This window comes from Aquimarina atlantica, assembly GCF_000626715.1.
In the GTDB taxonomy this organism is placed as follows: domain Bacteria; phylum Bacteroidota; class Bacteroidia; order Flavobacteriales; family Flavobacteriaceae; genus Aquimarina; species Aquimarina atlantica.
The window spans coordinates 202523-221656 of record NZ_AQRA01000006.1 but is presented as its reverse complement, the minus strand read 5'-3'; the positions used below and the strand labels follow the sequence as shown (position 1 = coordinate 221656).

Annotated in this window: 14 protein-coding genes; 9 read left to right on the top strand and 5 right to left on the bottom strand. The window is 32.1% G+C overall.

The window, feature by feature from the left end; genetic code table 11:
• Positions 1–249: 249 nt before the first annotated feature.
• From ATO12_RS14575 to ATO12_RS14560, 4 genes are all read right to left on the bottom strand, one after another.
• On the bottom strand, positions 250–1257 hold the full coding sequence (locus ATO12_RS14575) for a 3-oxoacyl-ACP synthase III family protein (RefSeq protein ID WP_034242889.1): 1008 nt from the start codon (positions 1255–1257) through the stop codon (positions 250–252).
• Positions 1258–1475: 218 nt separating this feature from the next.
• A complete protein-coding gene (locus ATO12_RS14570; protein ID WP_034242887.1) occupies positions 1476–1748 on the bottom strand; it encodes a T9SS type A sorting domain-containing protein in 273 nt (90 codons plus the stop codon).
• A gap of 137 nt (positions 1749–1885) precedes the next feature.
• Entirely contained in the window at positions 1886–2518 is a 633-nt protein-coding gene (locus tag ATO12_RS14565) for a response regulator (protein WP_034242886.1), read from the bottom strand.
• Positions 2511–4565, bottom strand: a complete 2055-nt coding sequence (locus ATO12_RS14560) for a tetratricopeptide repeat-containing sensor histidine kinase (protein WP_034242885.1) — start codon at positions 4563–4565, stop codon at positions 2511–2513. The genes ATO12_RS14565 and ATO12_RS14560 overlap by 8 nt, the downstream gene beginning before the upstream one ends.
• Positions 4566–5423: 858 nt before the next feature.
• Here ATO12_RS14560 and htpG point away from each other — a divergent pair.
• From htpG to ATO12_RS14525, 7 genes are all read left to right on the top strand, one after another.
• Positions 5424–7313: a molecular chaperone HtpG gene (htpG, locus tag ATO12_RS14555; RefSeq protein ID WP_034242884.1), complete on the top strand. Its 1890-nt coding sequence runs from the start codon at positions 5424–5426 to the stop codon at positions 7311–7313.
• Positions 7314–7450: 137 nt separating this feature from the next.
• Positions 7451–8440, top strand: a complete 990-nt coding sequence (locus tag ATO12_RS26640) for a response regulator transcription factor (protein ID WP_316932926.1) — start codon at positions 7451–7453, stop codon at positions 8438–8440.
• Positions 8441–8540: 100 nt separating this feature from the next.
• A complete protein-coding gene (locus tag ATO12_RS14545) occupies positions 8541–11804 on the top strand; it encodes a glycosyltransferase family 117 protein (protein ID WP_034242882.1) in 3264 nt (1087 codons plus the stop codon).
• A 146-nt stretch (positions 11805–11950) separates the two neighbouring features.
• Positions 11951–12184, top strand: a complete 234-nt coding sequence (locus tag ATO12_RS14540; RefSeq protein WP_034242881.1) for a hypothetical protein — start codon at positions 11951–11953, stop codon at positions 12182–12184.
• A gap of 103 nt (positions 12185–12287) precedes the next feature.
• Entirely contained in the window at positions 12288–13013 is a 726-nt protein-coding gene (locus ATO12_RS14535; protein WP_034242880.1) for a hypothetical protein, read from the top strand.
• Positions 13014–13020: 7 nt separating this feature from the next.
• Positions 13021–13284, top strand: a complete 264-nt coding sequence (locus tag ATO12_RS14530) for a DUF2024 family protein (RefSeq protein ID WP_316932925.1) — start codon at positions 13021–13023, stop codon at positions 13282–13284.
• Between the two features lie 72 nt (positions 13285–13356).
• Positions 13357–13962 (top strand): MarR family winged helix-turn-helix transcriptional regulator, encoded by a 606-nt coding sequence (locus tag ATO12_RS14525; protein WP_034242879.1) that lies wholly within the window; start codon positions 13357–13359, stop codon positions 13960–13962.
• 56 nt (positions 13963–14018) lie between these two features.
• Here ATO12_RS14525 and ATO12_RS14520 read toward each other — a convergent pair whose 3' ends face one another.
• Positions 14019–16331 (bottom strand): S9 family peptidase, encoded by a 2313-nt coding sequence (locus tag ATO12_RS14520; protein WP_240486139.1) that lies wholly within the window; start codon positions 16329–16331, stop codon positions 14019–14021.
• A gap of 169 nt (positions 16332–16500) precedes the next feature.
• Here ATO12_RS14520 and ATO12_RS14515 point away from each other — a divergent pair, with 169 nt between their 5' ends.
• Together ATO12_RS14515 and ATO12_RS14510 are read left to right on the top strand one after the other, a co-directional pair.
• Complete coding sequence (locus ATO12_RS14515; protein ID WP_051575881.1) at positions 16501–18150, top strand: serine hydrolase; 1650 nt, start codon at positions 16501–16503, stop codon at positions 18148–18150.
• Positions 18151–18250: 100 nt separating this feature from the next.
• The gene (locus ATO12_RS14510; protein ID WP_034242878.1) at positions 18251–19105 is read left to right on the top strand and encodes a DUF6503 family protein; all 855 of its coding nucleotides are present in this window, start codon (positions 18251–18253) and stop codon (positions 19103–19105) included.
• Positions 19106–19134 lie beyond the last annotated feature (29 nt).

Sequence of the window (19134 nt, the reverse complement as noted above, 5' to 3'; positions counted from 1 at the left end):
GTTAATATTATAACTAATAACTCAGATATTTGTTAAATTTAATACAGTTTTCTCAAAAACCTTATTAAAGTTAAATAAATGCAAAAAAATAACAAATTCTGTAACACTTTACAATTTACAACGTTTAATATAGTATAGTCATGGTTATGATTTATTTGAATTAGCCTTTAAAAAATTAATAACCGAGTTATTAGATAAAAAAACGCGAAGCTTAATTGCTTCGCGTTTTTCATTTTTTTTATTTTATAATTACCATCTAATAATAGCACTACCCCAGGTAAACCCACTTCCAAAAGCAGCCAGGACTACCAAATCCCCTTCTTTAATTTTACCTTGCTCCCAGGCTTCTGTTAATGCTATAGGAATAGATGCTGCTGTAGTATTCCCATATTTCTGGATATTATTATAGACTTGATCATCAGATAATTTAAATTGTCGTTGTACAAATTGAGAAATTCTCAGGTTTGCCTGATGTGGTATTAACATATCAATATCTGTGGCAGATAAATTATTGGCCTGTAATCCTTCATTAATTACTTCAGAAAAACGTACTACCGCATTTTTAAATACAAATTGACCATTCATATATGGATAGTAAGGAATATTTTCTTGTGGATTCTCTGAAATAATTTCCGGCACCCAATGTTCTGTGCTAGGCCCTTCAAGAGATAATTCTTTGGCATGTGCTCCTTCACTATGCAAATGTGTAGACAAAATTCCTCTACCCTCTTCTTCACTTCTCGTTAACACTGCCGCTCCCGCTCCATCACCAAAAATTACCGAAACTCCTCTTCCTCGAGTTGTCATATCCAAACCACCACTATGGTTTTCACTTCCTATGACCAATACATTTTTATACATACCGGTTTTAATAAACTGATCTGCTACCGATATCGCATATACAAACCCACTACATTGATTACGAACATCTAATGCCGGGATAGTTCTCATATTCATCATTTCCTGAACTCTAACTCCTCCTCCAGGAAAATACATATCGGGACTAAGAGTTGCGAAAATGATAAGTTCTATATCATCTGCAGTAAGTTTAGCTCTCTCCAAAGCTATTTTTGCTGCTTTAACTCCCATAATAGAAGTACTATTGCCATCTCCCTTTTTAATATGACGTCTTTCTTTTATACCGGTACGTTCCTGAATCCACTCATCATTTGTATCCATCACCTTAGACAGATCATCATTGGTTACGACATTTTCAGGGACATAAGACCCTAAACCAGATATTTTTGAAGTATACATGTTGTTAATTTATTGTGTATTGTGAGTTGTGAGTTATTTTTTGCTTAACTAAAAGTTATCACACAATATATGTATTCTTAACATTTTGATAAAAGAAACCCCACTTATATTATATGCACGCATAACAAAAAAATTATAAATAACTGTATTACAAACCTCTGTAAAAAAAGAGACTACTAATTTTAATTAGTAGTCCCCATCCCCCAATCTTCCTAAAACTAGAGTTTTAGAAATTTCTTTATCATTACCTTATTATCATCACGCACCTTAATGGTGTACATTCCTGATGGAAAAGAAGTAAATGAAATTGTATTTTTAATCGATAAATTTTTATTCCCTATAACTAAATGTCCATTTAGGTCAAAAACTTCGCAACTAGCATTAGATATTTCAGTTTTGCAATCAATATAAATCTCACCCTTTAAAGGATTTGGATAAAACGAAAATGAACTACCTCTAGAACTTTGTATTTTAGAATTAACATCCTGCATCGACTTCGTTTCTTTTCTATTATCAAAATCAAAAAAGATTTCTATTCAATTATTATATAGACAAATATATAGATATTCGTCTCCTCAAAACATACGTAGCCCCACGTAATTAGACTACAATAGTCAATATATCAATACTAGAGTAGTAATTGTTTATTTTTCTGAGACCAGATCAACAAAGCATTTGGTTTTTGCTCAAGGGTAAGTTTTCGAATTATATTTGCTCTGTGTTTTTCGACAGTTCTCACAGAAATACTTAAAAGATCTGCAATTTCTGTACTTGTCATCTCTTCTGCTATGCGCTTTAGGATTTTAATTTCTGAAGGGGTTAGTTTTTCTATATCCGAATTACGCTCTGAAACATTTGTGAAACGTTTGTATATTTTTTCGCTAAAATAAGGTTCTCCTCTACTTACACTTGCTATACAAGCTTCAATCTCTGTTAACGCAAATTCTTTTAATAAATATCCATGAATATTATATTTTACTGCATCTTCAAAAAACTTCTTTTCTTTATGAAGAGTAATTAAAATGATTTTGGTATCTATCTGGTGTCGTTTACAATTTTTTGCGATATCTACACCTGTAAGATTAGGCATTTCGATATCCAAAATAGCAATATCTGGTTTATCTTTAATAATTGCATTGTATGCAGAAAGTCCATCAGAATGTGTATTTATGATGTTATATTTTCGTTCTTTCAAAAATTCCTCTAGCCCTCTTAATAATAGAGGATGATCATCTGCGATAAGTATATTAGGTTTAAGCATGTTTCGGAATATTAAATATCAACGTAGTTCCGTTATCAATTTCAGACAGTATATCAAAAGTAGCTTTCAAAAATTTTGAACGCTCATTTAATGTTTTAAGACCTATTTTAGAGATCGATACTTTTTCTTTAGAAACATCAAACCCCTTACCATTATCTTTAATAATTATTTCAACATTATTTTCTTGATTAGTTACTTTAATTTCTGCAGATCTTGCTTTAGAATGTTTAATAATGTTATTAAAGCTTTCTTGCACCAATCTATAGATATTAACTTCTTTTTCCTGATCAAACACCTGGTCGATATTATCTATTTCTGCCGAAATAAAAATATCATAATTCTCGTCGATCATCTCTACACTACTTTGTAAAGTTACAGTAAGGCCTAGTTCTTCTAATTTAAACGGATGCAAACTTCTTGAAATGGTTCTCACCTCGTCTATTACACCATCTACCACAGCAGCTGTTTTAGTATCCTTATTCTGTAAAATTCTGTTCTTAACGAGTAATAAACTTTGCCCAACACTATCATGAAGATCCTTAGAGATACGTTTACCAACACGTTCCTGGGTTTGTAAAAGTTCTTGTAAAAATGACTGTTGTAATTTTTTATTTTTAATAAGAAGTGTTCTGTTTCTATATAAATAAATCAATAAAAACAAGAGACTTAAACCTATTCCGCCAAATATTAACAGGTTTTTCTTTGCTTTATCTTTTGCTTCAAGCATCTCGATATTAGCTTTCTGAATTGCTATTTTACTATCTCTTTTTTCGGTCTCATATAGCGTCTGATAATAAATAACACTATTAGATCGGGTTAAATTATAGATAGAATCTTTCAATAATTGATACCTATCTAAATGCACCAGAGCTTCTGGCAGTCTATTCAGGTTTTTATTTGCTTCATAAAGTTCTTTTTCTAAATGTACCTGTCCTCGAATATCATTAGAATTCTTAAAAATCTCAATCTCTTCTTCAAAAACAGGAATTGCCTCCTTATATTCTCCCTTTGCAACTTTATATCTACCTAATGCTTTTAAATAAAATATTCTATCATAAGGACTATTTATTAAATCAGTAGAAAGTTCGAGGGTGTCTAAATATTTTTTGGCAATATCTGGCTTGCCTTGTTTAGCATAAAACTCTGAAACATATGCCCTTAATCTAAACATATTGGTATGCCGACCTTTCTCTTTTCTCAACAATTCAAGAGCAGTAAGATAGGCTTCTTCTTCTTTTTTATATTCTTTTTTCTTTACAAAATCACGAGCATCATTTACGCTTAACTCAGATAAAGCTTGAAAATCTTTATTCTTTTGACTATTTAACAGTACTCTAATTTTCTGCCTTTCCTCAAAAGATTTATCTAAAAGGTAAAGCTGGCTAAAAATTCCGGATACTGCCAACCCACTATACGCTATATAAGCAGTATCTTTCATTTTGGTATACAATCGATTAGCTGCCTGGTATTTCAAAATTGCTTTAGAAAGTTTACCTAATCGCTCATATGCCTGCCCATTAAAATAAGTTGCATCTGCCTCAAAAATAGAATCTTTGGTTTGATGATATATTCTCTCTGCATTTGTATAATCTACAATCGCTTTTTCTAAATTATCAATCTGATAATTTGCTCCTGCCCTTTTAATATAAAGATGTCCCAGGTTAATTTTATTTTTAATTTTAAGGCTATCTTTAATACAGTTATTTACAATAATCAATGCAGAATCTGGTTTACCGATTACCTGAAGGTAATGAAATGTAAGTCGTGAAGTTTTAAAAGCTGCCAGGTCAAAGCTATCCAGTTGTTTTGCCAAATCAATATATTGAAGCGTATATTTTGGATAGTTTTGTTTATAAAATTCAAAATCTGAATTTCTTTTCTCATATAATACACTCGATAGCGAATCTAACAAATAAAGCTTTTCATTTGTATTTGCTACTTTTTCTACTTGATCTATTAGTTTTAAAACAGTCTTTTTCTGCTGCGAAAAAGCATAAAAATGAAATGCAGCAACAAAAATAAATATGTATATTTTGCTTCTCAACATTCTAGGGGATTCTAATTGTGAAGATACACATAAATGTATTTTCAAATTGCATGACAGGCCTCAATTTTTTGTATCTAAACCTCTTTCTGATTAAGAAATCTAAAAAATTAATAAGTTACCTTATACTTAACCACTTTCTAAACACCACATTAAAATCTGTAAATCAATAGTATATAAAACAACTTACAATTTCTATTACATTACGCCAAAATGATCTCAATTTCTTGATTTACAACATTAAACCCATAAGAAAAGACTTACACAGCGTTAATCGATTATCGTCATAAAATAATATTAAATCGACCAATTGTTTTGCTGGATTTTTAACATTAGGAAACATGATACCCGATACAAGTAGATTATACATCATTATTTACGGCTTTATACACAAAATGGTAACATCTAAAACGAGAAAGATGCGCCAACCACAGCGCACCTTTCTATCAACCTAACCAATAAATAAACAAACCAAGTCAGTCGAGTGACCGACTATAGGTACTTTTAAAAAATTCTTATCTTCTTTAATCTACCAACCCAGATGGCGACAGTAAAAACCATCGCCAAACCGGATTTATACAGTTTACAACTCCAGGGTATTTATTCTCATAGCAAAGTTTCTCCCTCCTAAATTAGCTATGTATATTAAATCAATATTCATAGCATTTATATATTGAATTGTAAACAAACTATATACTTCAAACAAACCTATTTACATCCTTAGTCCATTGTGTCAACAAATCATTACAACAGATATGAAAAAAACTTACTTCAGTGCCAGTTTGGCAGGTACATACTATTGGTATTTTTTTTGAATACATAACACCAAAAGATGACAATTAAACTAAAAACAATATAAAAATGGCAACAGGAAGTATTAATGTATCTGTAGAAAACATTTTTCCATTAATTAAAAAATTCTTGTATTCTGATCATGAGATTTTTTTACGAGAACTTATTTCGAATGCAACAGATGCAACTTTAAAGCTAAAACATTTAACAAGTATTGGTGAAGTTAAAGTAGAATATGGTAATCCACTTATCGAGATTAAAATCGATAAAGACAAAAAGCAATTGCATATTATCGATCAGGGAATTGGTATGACTGCAGAAGAGGTTGAAAAATATATTAACCAAGTAGCTTTTTCTGGTGCCGAAGAATTCTTAGAAAAATATAAAGACAGTGCTAAAGATTCTGGAATAATAGGACATTTTGGTCTTGGGTTCTATTCTGCTTTTATGGTGGCAGACAAAGTAGAAATCATTACAAAATCTTATAAAGATGAGCCAGCTGCACATTGGATTTGTGATGGATCTCCAACATATAGTATAGAGGAGCATGATAAAACAGAAAGAGGAACAGAGATCATCCTGCATATTGGTGAAGATGATGTCGAGTTTCTTGAAGATAGCAGAATACGTGAATTATTGGTAAAATACAATAAATTCATGCCTGTATCCATAAAATTTGGTACTAAAACTGAAACCTTACCAAAGCCAGAAGATGCTAAAGAAGAAGATCCTGCACCAACACAAGAAGTTGATAATATTATCAATAATCCTAATCCAGCATGGACCAAACAACCTACCGATTTAAAAGACGAGGATTATAAAGGATTCTATCGAGAATTGTATCCAATGCAATTTGAAGAACCCCTTTTTAATATCCATCTTAATGTAGATTATCCTTTTAACCTAACCGGGATTCTATATTTCCCAAAACTGGGCCAGGATATGAACATACAAAAGGATAGAATACAACTGTATCAAAATCAAGTATTTGTTACTGATAATGTAGAAGGTATTGTTCCAGAATTTCTTACCATGCTTCGTGGTGTAATTGATTCTCCCGATATCCCTCTTAATGTATCACGATCCTATTTACAAGCCGATGGTAATGTAAAGAAAATATCAAGCTATATTACTCGTAAAGTTGCCGATAAGCTAAACTCTATGTTTAAAAACAATAGAGAAGATTTTGAGCAAAAATGGAATGATATTAAAATTGTAATCGAATACGGAATGCTTTCTGAAGAAAAATTCTTCGAAAAAGCTGACAAATTTGCACTATACCCAACAGTAGACGGTTCTTTCTTTACTTTTGAAGAATTACAAGAAAAAATTAAGGATTCTCAAACCGACAAGGATGGTAAACTTGTTCTTCTTTATGCTTCTAACAAAGATGAACAACACTCTTATATCTCTGCTGCCAAAGATAAAGGATATGAAGTACTTCTTTTAGACTCCCCTATTGTTTCTCATTTGATCCAAAAAATGGAGACTAGTAAAGAAAATATTTCTTTTGCACGTGTAGATGGGGATCACATCGATAATCTTATTAAAAAGGATGAAGAGACTATCTCTAAGTTATCTGATGAAGAAAAAGAAGCACTTAAAGCCGATCTTGAAAAAGTAGTGCCAAAAGAAACATATACTGTACAATTAGAAGCTATGGACAGCAATGCTTCTCCGTTCATGATTACTCAACCAGAATTTATGCGTCGTATGAAAGAGATGCAACAAACCGGTGGCGGTGGCGGAATGTTTGGTATGGGTAATATGCCAGAAATGTACAATTTGATCATTAATACAAATCATGAATTAATTGGGCAAATTGCTGCTACCAAAACAGATAAGAAAAAAGAACGCTTAATAAAACAATCTCTGGATTTGGCCAGACTTTCTCAAAATCTATTAAAAGGAGAAGAATTAACAGATTTTATTAAACGTAGTTACGATATGATAAAATAGCAGTTAGATCACTAACGCTGTTAGATCTTAGACCGCTTCGCTGTTAGATAACTTCGAAGCGGTTTTTTGATATCATACTTTGCATTTAAACCACAAAAATTTTACATTCGTAATGAGACCTTCAATATATTATGAAAATGAAGAACCAGAACAGTATTTTTATATTCTTATTTCTACTTAATATAAATGTATTTTCGCAAAATTGTGTTTCTGGTTATGTACATATAGAGCATCCCGAAGAATGGGAACAACAGGTGTATCTAAGCAAAATTCAACTCGAGGAAAATACCAATACTTATCATACAACTACAATTGCGGCTGCTTCTTTAACAGAGAAAGGCTTTTTTGCATTTGATCAAGATTTATTTACTTCAAAAGAGCATATTTATAAAATACAACTTAACCCAATATCTGTTGAAGAAAAAAATAAACTTTCAAACAAGGTAAAGAACTTTCAACTATTTATACTCTCTAAAAAAGATACTATTCACTTTACCAAAGGAGAAACAATGTTTGGAGAGTATATTACAAGCAGTTCTGCTGATTTGGAATGGCAAAAATTAAAAAAATTTGAAGCCCAATATGAAAACCTAACCGATGATTTTGATCCTAAACAATACCTTATAGAAACCAAAGGGTATGTAAAAGATTCATTACAAATACTTTTAGTAAAACTTATTGGCATAAAAAAATTAGATGACCAGAACTTATTAGAAAAAGATGCTAAAGCCAATCCAGAATATTATCTAAGTTTTCTGAAAGAATTAAAATCCAGTGAACTTGATCCTTCTACCTATGCGTATCTCGAAAATAAGCTCAATTTTATTACTCGAGAAATCGTTAGCCATAAATATAAAATAAGCTTATGGGTTAATGGTGTAGCTTTTTTTGTTATTGTTTTATTAATCCTTCTTACCATAAAATCATGGAGAAAATCAAGAGCCCCTAAAGCTATACCTCTTAGCAAGCAAGAAAAAGCAATAAAAAACCTCATCATATCGGGAAAAAGCAATAAAGAAATTGCAAATGAATTATTTATAAGCCTAAGCACTGTAAAAACACATATCACTAACATTTACAGCAAGTTAAACATCTCTAGCAGGCAAGACCTATTGCTCAAAAAATAAAATCATACCGGTACTAGTACCTTATTAGGCTCATCAAAAATAGCCTGGACTTCTATTTTCATATTTATTTGATTTCAGAATATAAATGTGATCAAAATAAATGACAGAACGTAGTTTTCAGAAATGGAATAGAATATCAGGATGGATAGTTTTTATAATTTCTTTAAGTGTTTACATTCTTACTGTAGAACCCACTAATAGTTTTTGGGATGTTGGAGAATATATATCTACTTCCTCTAAATTACAAATTGGACACCCACCAGGGGCCCCTCTTTTTCAAATAATTGGAGCATTTGCTTCGATCTTTGCATCTGATCCTAAGCAGATTGCTTTTATACTTAATTGTACTTCTGCTATTGCCAGTGCATTTACCATTCTATTTATGTTTTGGTCCATTATTATCCTAGTTCGAAAAATTAATCCAAAGGACAAAGCTCTTACCATAAATAAAACAATTGCAATACTAGGTAGCGGATTAGTAGGGGCATTAACATTTAGCTTCACAGATAGTTTTTGGTTTAATGCTGTAGAAGCCGAAGTATATGCCATGGCAACTTGTATCCTATCTCTTCTATTCTATTTGGGGTTATTATGGGAGCGAGATATGCATTTGCCAAGAGGAAACAAGTGGCTATTACTACTATCATTTATCGTTGGATTATCTTTTGGTGTTCACTTTATGGGATTATTGTCTATTCCTGCTATTGGTTTATTATATTTTTTTAAAAATTATAAAAATATAAATATCAAGAGTTTTATTTATGCCAATATCATAGCAGTCGCCATTTTAGTATTCATTTTTAAAATATTACTACCATCAATACTTGCTTTCTTTGGTGTTTCTGAGATATTCTTTATTAATACTATTGGTCTACCATTTAACTCAGGAACCTTGATTGCGGGGTTAATAATTGCTATTATCTTTTACTTTGGATTAAAATACACTCGAAAAAAACAGTACCCTCTACTAAATACTCTATTATTATCTATACTCTTTATTCTAATTGGTTTCTCTAGCTGGATTATGTTACCCATTCGTGCAAATGCGGGTACAGTAATTAATGAGAATAATCCAAATAATGCAAGAGAACTATTGGCATATTACAACCTAGAGCAATATCCAAAAACTTACTTGTTTTATGGTCCTCAATATACAGAGGCTTATGCATACCTGGATGAAAAAAAACCGTATCAGGATGGTGTTCCAAAATATGAAAAAGATAAAAAAACGGGGAAATACATTATAGTAAATGATTGGAAAAACGCAAAACAAAACCTCGACGATAATCACAAAGGATTTTTCCCAAGAATGTGGAGCTTAGATCATATTCCCAATTACATAAAATTTTCGAGCCCACCAAAGTTTACGATCAAACCCGAGTTTAGTGATGAAAAAAAATTACTTGATGCAGTAACCAGATTCCGACGAGAATATGCTACAGGTAAACGAGATAATGAAGATTATGACCAGTTTCTTAAATCCTTTGGCAATTATCTCGATATAGAAAAACCATCTTTTAGAGATAATATAATATTTATGTTTAGCTATCAAATTAGCTATATGTATTGGCGATACTTTATGTGGAATTTTGTGGGAAGACAAAATGACATCCAAGGAGAAATGACAAATCAAAACGGAAACTGGTTAAGTGGGATACAGTTTATCGACGAGATACACCTGGGATCACAAAATAACCTACCCAGTGATGTTCTTAAAAACAAAGCTCGTAACACCTATTATTTTTTACCGCTTCTATTAGGAATTATAGGGCTTACATTTCAATTTAAAAAAGACAAAAAAAACTTCTGGGTGCTATTTGTTTTTTTCTTTTTCACAGGATTAGCTTTAAAAATATATCTAAATGAGAAACCGTTTGAAGTAAGAGAGCGTGATTATGCCTTGGTAGGTTCCTTTTACGTATTTGCCATTTGGATAGGATTTAGCGTATATGCATTATTTGATACGCTTAAAAACGCAGTAAACTTTAAAATGACATCCTTAATTATATTAATTCCTTGCTTATTTGCCGGACCTGTTATACTTGCTCATCAGAATTGGGATGATCATGATCGTTCTAATCGATATACAGCTCAATCTATGGCAAAAATGTATTTATCATCTTGTCAAAAAGATGCTATTTTATTTACTATCGGAGATAATGATTCATTTCCTTTGTGGTACGTACAAGACATTGAGGAATATAGAACCGATGTGAGGATACTAGTAACCACTTATCTAACCACAGATTGGTATATTGATCAAATGAAAAAAGCAGCATACAAAAGTGCTCCTATTCCTTCACAACTTCAACATGAGTTTTATAGATATGGGAATAACGATGTTATTTATCATAAGCCTGTCACAAACGATACAATGTTAATAAAAAATTGGTTGCGATGGATCGAGTCTAGCGATCCCAGGACCAAAGGGGAACTTCAAAGTGGAAAAAAGGTAAATACTTTTCCTTCTCAACATATTCGAATTCCTGTAGACAAAGAAGCTGTGCTTAAAAATGGCATCGTTCACCCCAAAGATGCCGATAAAATAGTTCCCTATATAGACATCCATCTAAAAGGAGATTATATATTAAAACATCGTTTATTAATGTTGGATATTATCGCTAACAATAATTGGGAAAGACCTATATATTTTTCGGGAGGTAGTTTTGGTGATGACGATTATATATGGATGAAAGAATATTTACAACTCGATGGATTGGTATACAAATTAGTGCCTATTCGAACAGAAATAGATCCTAATAATCCATATGAAATGGGTAGAATTAATACCGATGTAATGTACCCTATTGTTAAAAACTGGGGCTGGGGAAATGGAGAAAACCCTAATATATATCATGACCCACAGACTCGAAGAAACGGAATTAGCTATAGAAGTAGTATAAGCAGACTGGCTAAAACATTAATTAACGAGGGCAAAAAAACAAAAGCAGAAGAAATTCTGGACTTGGGGATTGAAAAAACACCTGTCGAGCACTACGGGTATTATAGTCTACTTAGATCTTTTGTTTCCGGGTATTACCAGTTAGACAAAAAGAAAAAAGCCAGAAACCTATGGAATATACTGGCAAAAAAATATCAAGAACAGTTAACATATTATGGAAACCTATCTACTAAAGAACAATATGAATATGCTCAAGATATTGTCACAAACATAGAATATTACAGAAGCTTAGTAGACATATTGTTTATATATAAGGACAACAAAATAATAGATAATAAAGTCGAAGAATTTAATCGATACATTAAACTATTTTCTCGTTTATACAATGAGGAAGATTATTCGAACGAAAAACCTGAACACGAACCAGAAAGCGAAGATTCTAACAGAGTATTTAAAGATTAAAAAAACGCTAAATTCTAATTTAATTGTTCTTTCAAATCTAAAAAATCCTCTCTTAATCGTATTAAAAAGTTATAAATTCTTTTTTTAGTTAGGATTCCTTACTATATTTGCATTGCAATTTTGCATAACTTAAAAAATATATACAAATGAGTAAATCAATTTTTTATCATGCCGGATGTCCGGTGTGTATTAGTGCAGAACATGATATTGTTAATCTAATTGGGGAAGACAATGTAAAGATTGTTCATTTAGGAGAAGATCGTTCTCAAATCAAGAATGCCGAAATAGCAGGAGTGCAATCTGTTCCTGCATTACTAACATCTAATGGAAATGTGCTACACATTAACTTTGGAGCTTCTATGGCGGATGTAAAAGGGTAATTTTTTTAACTTAAATAGTTAGGATTCCTAATTATAAACATAATTTTGAAATGAGTCAATTATTGATCATGGTTGACTCATTTAAACCAACAATACCAAAAAAATGAAAAATTCGATTATAATTATAGTATTTATGGCACTTAGCAGTACGTTAATGGCCTGTGATGAATGTAAAAAATATAATACAGACGATGTACAAATAGTAAAGGCTTCTGTCATACACGATACCAATATCAAAAGTACTATTTGGGAAATTAATGTTAAAGGAAGCGCGGGAAAAACGACTCCAGTCGCTGCGGGACAATTACATGGCGCTCCCGTTTTGGGTTACGTTTTTCCTACTACTCTAAAACCAACAGATGTAGGGTTTAGTGATACTCAGGGTATCTTAGCACTGGCTTTAACATCTCACCCCGATTTTGATGATACTCCATTATGGGATGAGAACAATGATTCTACCTATGATAACGATGGGATCATATGGCACCCGCATTGGGTAGTTCTTCATAAAGATGATCGGGTCGAAGGTGGATTATCGGTAAAGCAATTCAGAAAAACAGATTCCTCGGTAAAACTACCTCCTACCAATCCAGGAATGCCTATGTATATGGATTCTCCAGGTTTTCAGGTCATTACTAATAAAACCAGTATTAAAGTGGTAATACCAGATTACAGAATAAACAATCAAACCAACTTCAAATTCGATGCTGTTTCTGCCTTTATGCAGGTAAATACCGAAAACAAAGATAAACCAATGCTTGGTGTGTATAAAGTATACAGTGTTTTAAGCACCGATTTATCTCTTCCATATACCGTACAATCAAAGTAATAGTATAATGATGAAAATAGCCGTTTGGGATACTTACGTACAACGAAATGATGGGATCATAATGCATTTTGACATACTCGTCCCCGATTCTATAACAGATCAAGATGTGGTGTTTAAATTTGGAGAAAATTACCTGGAGTCTAAACCCTTTAAGACAGAAAAAATTACTACTAATGAATGTAGGCTCTGTCATATTGAACTAGCTACTCCAGAAATGATACATGATATCGAAATCAAAGGATATTCGATTATTGAAATGGAAAATTGCTAAAAACGACAAATAAATAATTAGGATTACTAACTTTGCTAAAGAGAAAGTGATGCTTTCTCTTTAGCATTTTATATGAGTAAAAGTATTTTTGACATATCATTTCAACATAAAGATATCAATAGCAAAATTGTAATTGGCCTGGAACGTATTTCTGAGGTCTTTAGAGTTTTGTTATGGGAACATGCAAAAACTGTAGGCTTAAGTCCTATACAGATACAGATTATAATTTTTATCGCTTATCACAAAGAAGATTTATGTACAGTAAGCCATCTTGCAAAAGAGTTTAATGTAACTAAACCTACGATTAGTGATGCTGTTAAAGCATTAGAAAAAAAAGAAATGATCTTCAAAAATAAAACCTCGATAGATAATAGAAGTTATTACATAAGCCTAACTCCAAAAGGACAAAAACATGTTTTTGAGGCCGAAAATTTTGCAGATCCCATCAAGAAGCAACTTTTAAATTTTGATACCGAGGAACAGGAGTCTCTGTTAAAGACTATAAATATCTTAATATACCAACTAAACAGATCAGGAATATTATCGGTACAGAGAACTTGTTATGCTTGTAAGTTCTATGAAAAAAATAAAAACAATCATTATTGCAATTTTATACAAACAGAGCTTAAAGATGTAGATATTAGATTAGATTGTGCTGACTTTGAAGAAAAACCATAAAAAAACCTCCTGAATCAAGTTTCAGGAGGTTCTTATGTGCAATTAGAGAATCTAATTTATCCTTTTACAGGTTTTGTTGTTTTTTTATTATTTAAATGTTTTGCATAAAATCCCATCATAGCTTTATACATCTCTATAGAATTTTCTTCTTTACCAAAACCATGACCTTCATCATATCTTACCATATAAGGTACATCAAACCCTTTATCTCTTAATGCTTTAACGATCTGATCTGATTCATCTATATTTACTCTGGGGTCATTTGCTCCTTGCACTACAAATAGTGGTTTTTTAATTTTATCTATTTGATATACAGGAGACACTTCTTCCATGATAGCTTTTTCTTCGGCTACATCTTCATCATACCATATTTCTTTTATGATCTTTAAATAAGGTTTCCAATAAGGAGGAATGGTTTTCATAAAAGTAAACAAATTAGAAACTCCAACGTAATCTACACCGCAGGTATACAAATCAGGAGTTTTAGTTAGTCCTCTCAACACAGCATACCCACCATGGCTCCCTCCATAGATAGCTACTTTATCTTTATTCACCCAACCTTGATCGATTACATACTTTAATCCATCCTCTACATCGTCCATGGCTTTTCTTCCAATTTCTTTAAATCCTGATTCTAAGAACTTTCTTCCGTACCCCCCAGATATTCTAAAATTCACTTGCAAAGTTGCATATCCTCTACTAGCAAACAATTGAGCTTCTGGATTAAACCCCCATGAATCACGAATACCTTGTGGTCCGCCGTGTGGATTGACAATCAACGGAACTTTCTTTCCCTGTAATGCTTCTTTTGGTAAAGTGATATATCCATGTATAGTTAAGCCATCTCTACTTGTAAAAGTAATTGGGCGCATTTCGGCCATATCTTTTTCCTTCAACTGTGGCATTAAGTTGTATAACAACTTAAATTCGCCAGTCTTGTTATCGTAAGAATAGTATACTCCATATAATTTATCACTTTGTAAGAAAATTAAATATTTATCTTCTTCATCCGTTTTATCTGCAATAGAGTATTGATGATCAGGAAACTTCGTTGTAATTTTTGCGTGTAATTTCTTATAATAATCACTTACAGGTACAATTACACTCTTTTCTCCTTCATAAGAAAAGTAGTCTAACTCATACCCTCTTTTTTTTGATACCGAAAGGCTAGACACATCATATTTATCATTCGAGAAAATTTTCTTAATCACTTTATCTGCCTTAAGATCGTATAAATAAATTTGAGATTTATCAGATTCCAGATTAGAAACCACATATGCATCATGAGGATTATCTGTAGCATAATCAAATCTCAGAATAGAAAATGTATCTTTCCAGTTTAACTGTTTAATGATTTCATATTTCCCTTCTTCCTTGGCATAATATAAATCAAAGTTTACTCCATCCCTGATTTTGGCATATCCTCTAAGGTTACCATCTTTATCAAAATTATATCCTGCAATTGGATTTGCAGCATCTTCATTTTTGAATAATTGTTTAATCTCACCAGTAATTATATTGATTTTATATGGTTCAAAAATTTGTTTATTATTCTTGTTCATAGAAATGATCATATGATCTTCATCTTCTTTTAAACCTTCAAGAATATTCACCTGGACACCTTCAAAAGGGGTTAATTCTTTTTGATCTGATCCATCGATATTTGCTGCAAAGAGATGATAATCTTCATTTCCTCCTTTATCCATTACATAAACCAAACGGTTATTATTTGCCCAACCATACCCTCGAATCAATTCTTCTTTTTCTTCAATAACACGAGTAACTTTGTTTGTAGCAATTTCTTTTACATATACATGATTCTTTTTATTATCATCTTTCTCTCTATAAGAAAGATATTTCCCGTTGGGAGAAAAACGAAAAGTTCTGGCTTTAGGTTTGGCAAAATAATCTTCGACTGAATATTTATAATCTCCTTTATCCAAATTACCTAATTCTACAAGAGCAGCATCTGTAGTAACCAATTCTGGGTTACCTGGTATAGTTTTTTCCGATTTTTCCATTTCTAGTGGTAGTTCCATTCCGCCTTGATAAAAAGTTCCTGTAAGTTTTTTTGCATCGACAGTTGCGACATATTTAACTCCTGCTTGTTTTAATGCCAAAGTTAATTGATTGTTTTCAAAAAGTGCTGTATCCATAGGGATTCCTGTTGCTCCTTGAGATGGGCTATCCATTGTTGCTGCTAATGCCCCATTCGTTTTTTCTATATGAAACGCTAAAGGAATTTCTGCCCCCTGAACCGATAATTTTCCTTTCCAGGTTCCTGTAACTTCTTGTCCATACGACTGAGCGAAAGACATGCACAGTAACACGATAAAGGTGGTCCATACTTTTAATGATCTTGTTTTCATTATTACGTTAGATTTTATTGATTAATTAAGAGTGTTTGTAAATAGTAAGTAACCCAATTCTACTATTTGTTACATCATTTATCATAAATTAGTCAAGTAGTTATTCATTTTTTCTGTAACCGTTAATGTATTAGAGCGTCATATGGGTAAATCGATTAAAAAGCTTATTATGAAAATCACCAAACATTCATCGATCACACCCTTGGTAGTGTTACTATTTTTATCGGCTCTTTCTTTTTCCTCTTTTGCTCAAAGTCTTGAAGAAAAATTTGATACTCTTCTGCAAGAAAGGTATAAACCCGATGGTCCTGGAGCTACTGTTTTGGTAGCTAAACAAGGAAAAATCATTTATCATAAAGCTTTTGGGCTTGCTAATGTAGAATTAGAAGTTCCTATGAAACCTAATAATGTTTTTGAAATAGGTTCTATCACTAAACAATTTACCTCGGTTGCTATCTTAATGCTTATGGAACAAGGTAAACTTGCCATCGAAGATGAAATCACCAAATTCATCCCTGATTATCCTACGCATGAAAAAAAAATAACAATACATCATCTCTTAAACCATACTTCGGGGATTAAGAGTTACACCTCTATGAATTTATCAGAGATCGCGGCAAAAGATATGACTCCTACCGAATTGATCAATTATTTTAAAAACGAACCTATGGATTTTGATCCTGGTGAAAAATGGTTATATAATAACTCTGGATATATTATCCTGGGTTTTATAATCGAAAAAATTTCTGGGCAATCTTATGAGGATTTTATAGAGCAAAATATTTTCAAACCATTAGCGATGAATAATTCATACTATGGTAGTAAAAGAGAAATCATCAAAAACAGAGCTTCGGGGTATCAAACCCGAGAAGGATATGTTAATGCTGCTTATCTAAGCATGACTTTACCTTATGCCGCCGGTTCGTTGATGAGTACTGTAGAGGATTTACATAAATGGCAAAATGCAGTTAATACCAATACTCTGGTTAAAGCAGAAACTATCAAAAAAGCATTTCAGAATACAACATTAAATAATGGAAAACCTACCTATTATGGATACGGATGGAGTGTAAATGAGATCAATGGAATACCCACAATCGAACATGGTGGCGGCATCTTTGGATATACTTCCTATCAGATTTATATCCCCGAAGAAGATGTACATGTGGCAATATTAACCAATTGCAACTGCAATAGCCCTACAAACATTACAATTCGTATTGCAGCCTTAGCGATAAATAAACCTTACGGAAAAGAGAAAAAAACAAATGTTTCGACTTCAGCACTTAAAAAGCTAACTGGTGTTTACAAATTTGAAGATGGAGCAGTAAGAAGTATTAGCCTAAAGGATGGTCAATTATACAGTCAAAGAGATGCTGGTAAGAAATTCAAAATCTTTCCTAAAACCGAAAACACTTTTTTCTTCGAGGATAGTTTTTCTGAAATTTTGTTTAAAACAGATAGTAAAAAACCAGAGGCTACTTTTAAAAATAGAGTTAAAGAAACTAAAGGACATAAAACAAACGCCCCTATTCCTGCAGAGAAAAAGGCAATTACTGTATCAAAAAATATACTTAGCCAATATGTAGGAGTTTACCAGATCAAAGAAGGATTTAATCTTACAATATCTTTAGAAAACGAACAACTAATTTCGCAAGCAACGGGACAAAAAAGTTTCAAAATATATCCAGAAAGCGAAACCGTATTTTTTGTAAAAGAATTCTCTGCTTCTCTAGAGTTTATAAAAGAAAATAATAAAGTGGTTAGTGCAGTACTTTATCAAGGAGGGCAAAAAACTCCCGCCAAACGTATCGATTAGTTTTTATATAGTTAATATCTTCTGTTACATTTTTCCTAAAAACTGTTTGTTGAAGTATTGGTTTTAGTAATTTTAATACTTGTAACGCAAACTATTATTTATGAAAAATCTATCGATTTTGATCATGGCCATTATCATTTTAAGCTGTGGTAACAATAAAAAGCAAGAAAGTCAAACTACAGATGCTACAGATAACAAAACCGAAAAGATTTCGGTAGAACCAGATGGTGGTATGGGAGATGGTGCTGTTTCTATTATGGATCACCATATTAAAAACATTGAGAAAGCGCATAAAAAAACTGATTTCCTAAAGCATAAAGCGGTAAGCTTTAATATTGTTATTTCTTTTGGTGGTAAATTACGTTTGGATGGAAAGATTACCATGTTAACAAATTCTACGAAAATCAGAATTGATAAAAAAGATGATAGTAAATTGATCTATACCGGCGAAAATGTTTTTTTGTGCCCAGAAAATGCAAACGATAAAGGAGCACGTTTCGATATCTTTACCTGGACTTATTTCTTCGGAATGCCATATAAACTAAATGATCCTGGCAGTAAATTAGAGCTAGAAAACATGAGAACTTTAAACGAAGTAGAGTATCAAACTGCTAGACTTTCTTTTGAAGAAGGCATTGGGGATTCACCCGACGATTGGTATATTATTTATACAGATCCCAAAGATCACACTTTACAAGCCACAGCATATATTGTTACATTTGGAAGTAAAGGTGATATTACCAAGGCAGAGAGTGATCCACACATTATACAATATCAAGATTATAAAACTGTAGAAGGAATTCCTTTTGCTACAAAATGGAAGTTTTATGGGTGGACTGAAGAAAAAGGGATCACTAATGAATTAGGAGAAGCTACAATTACAGATATTACATTTCTGGATGATGAAGGTTCTATTTTTGAAACTCCAGATAATGCCAAAGAGATAAAACTATAACACATTACTTTTTGCAGCATATAAAAATC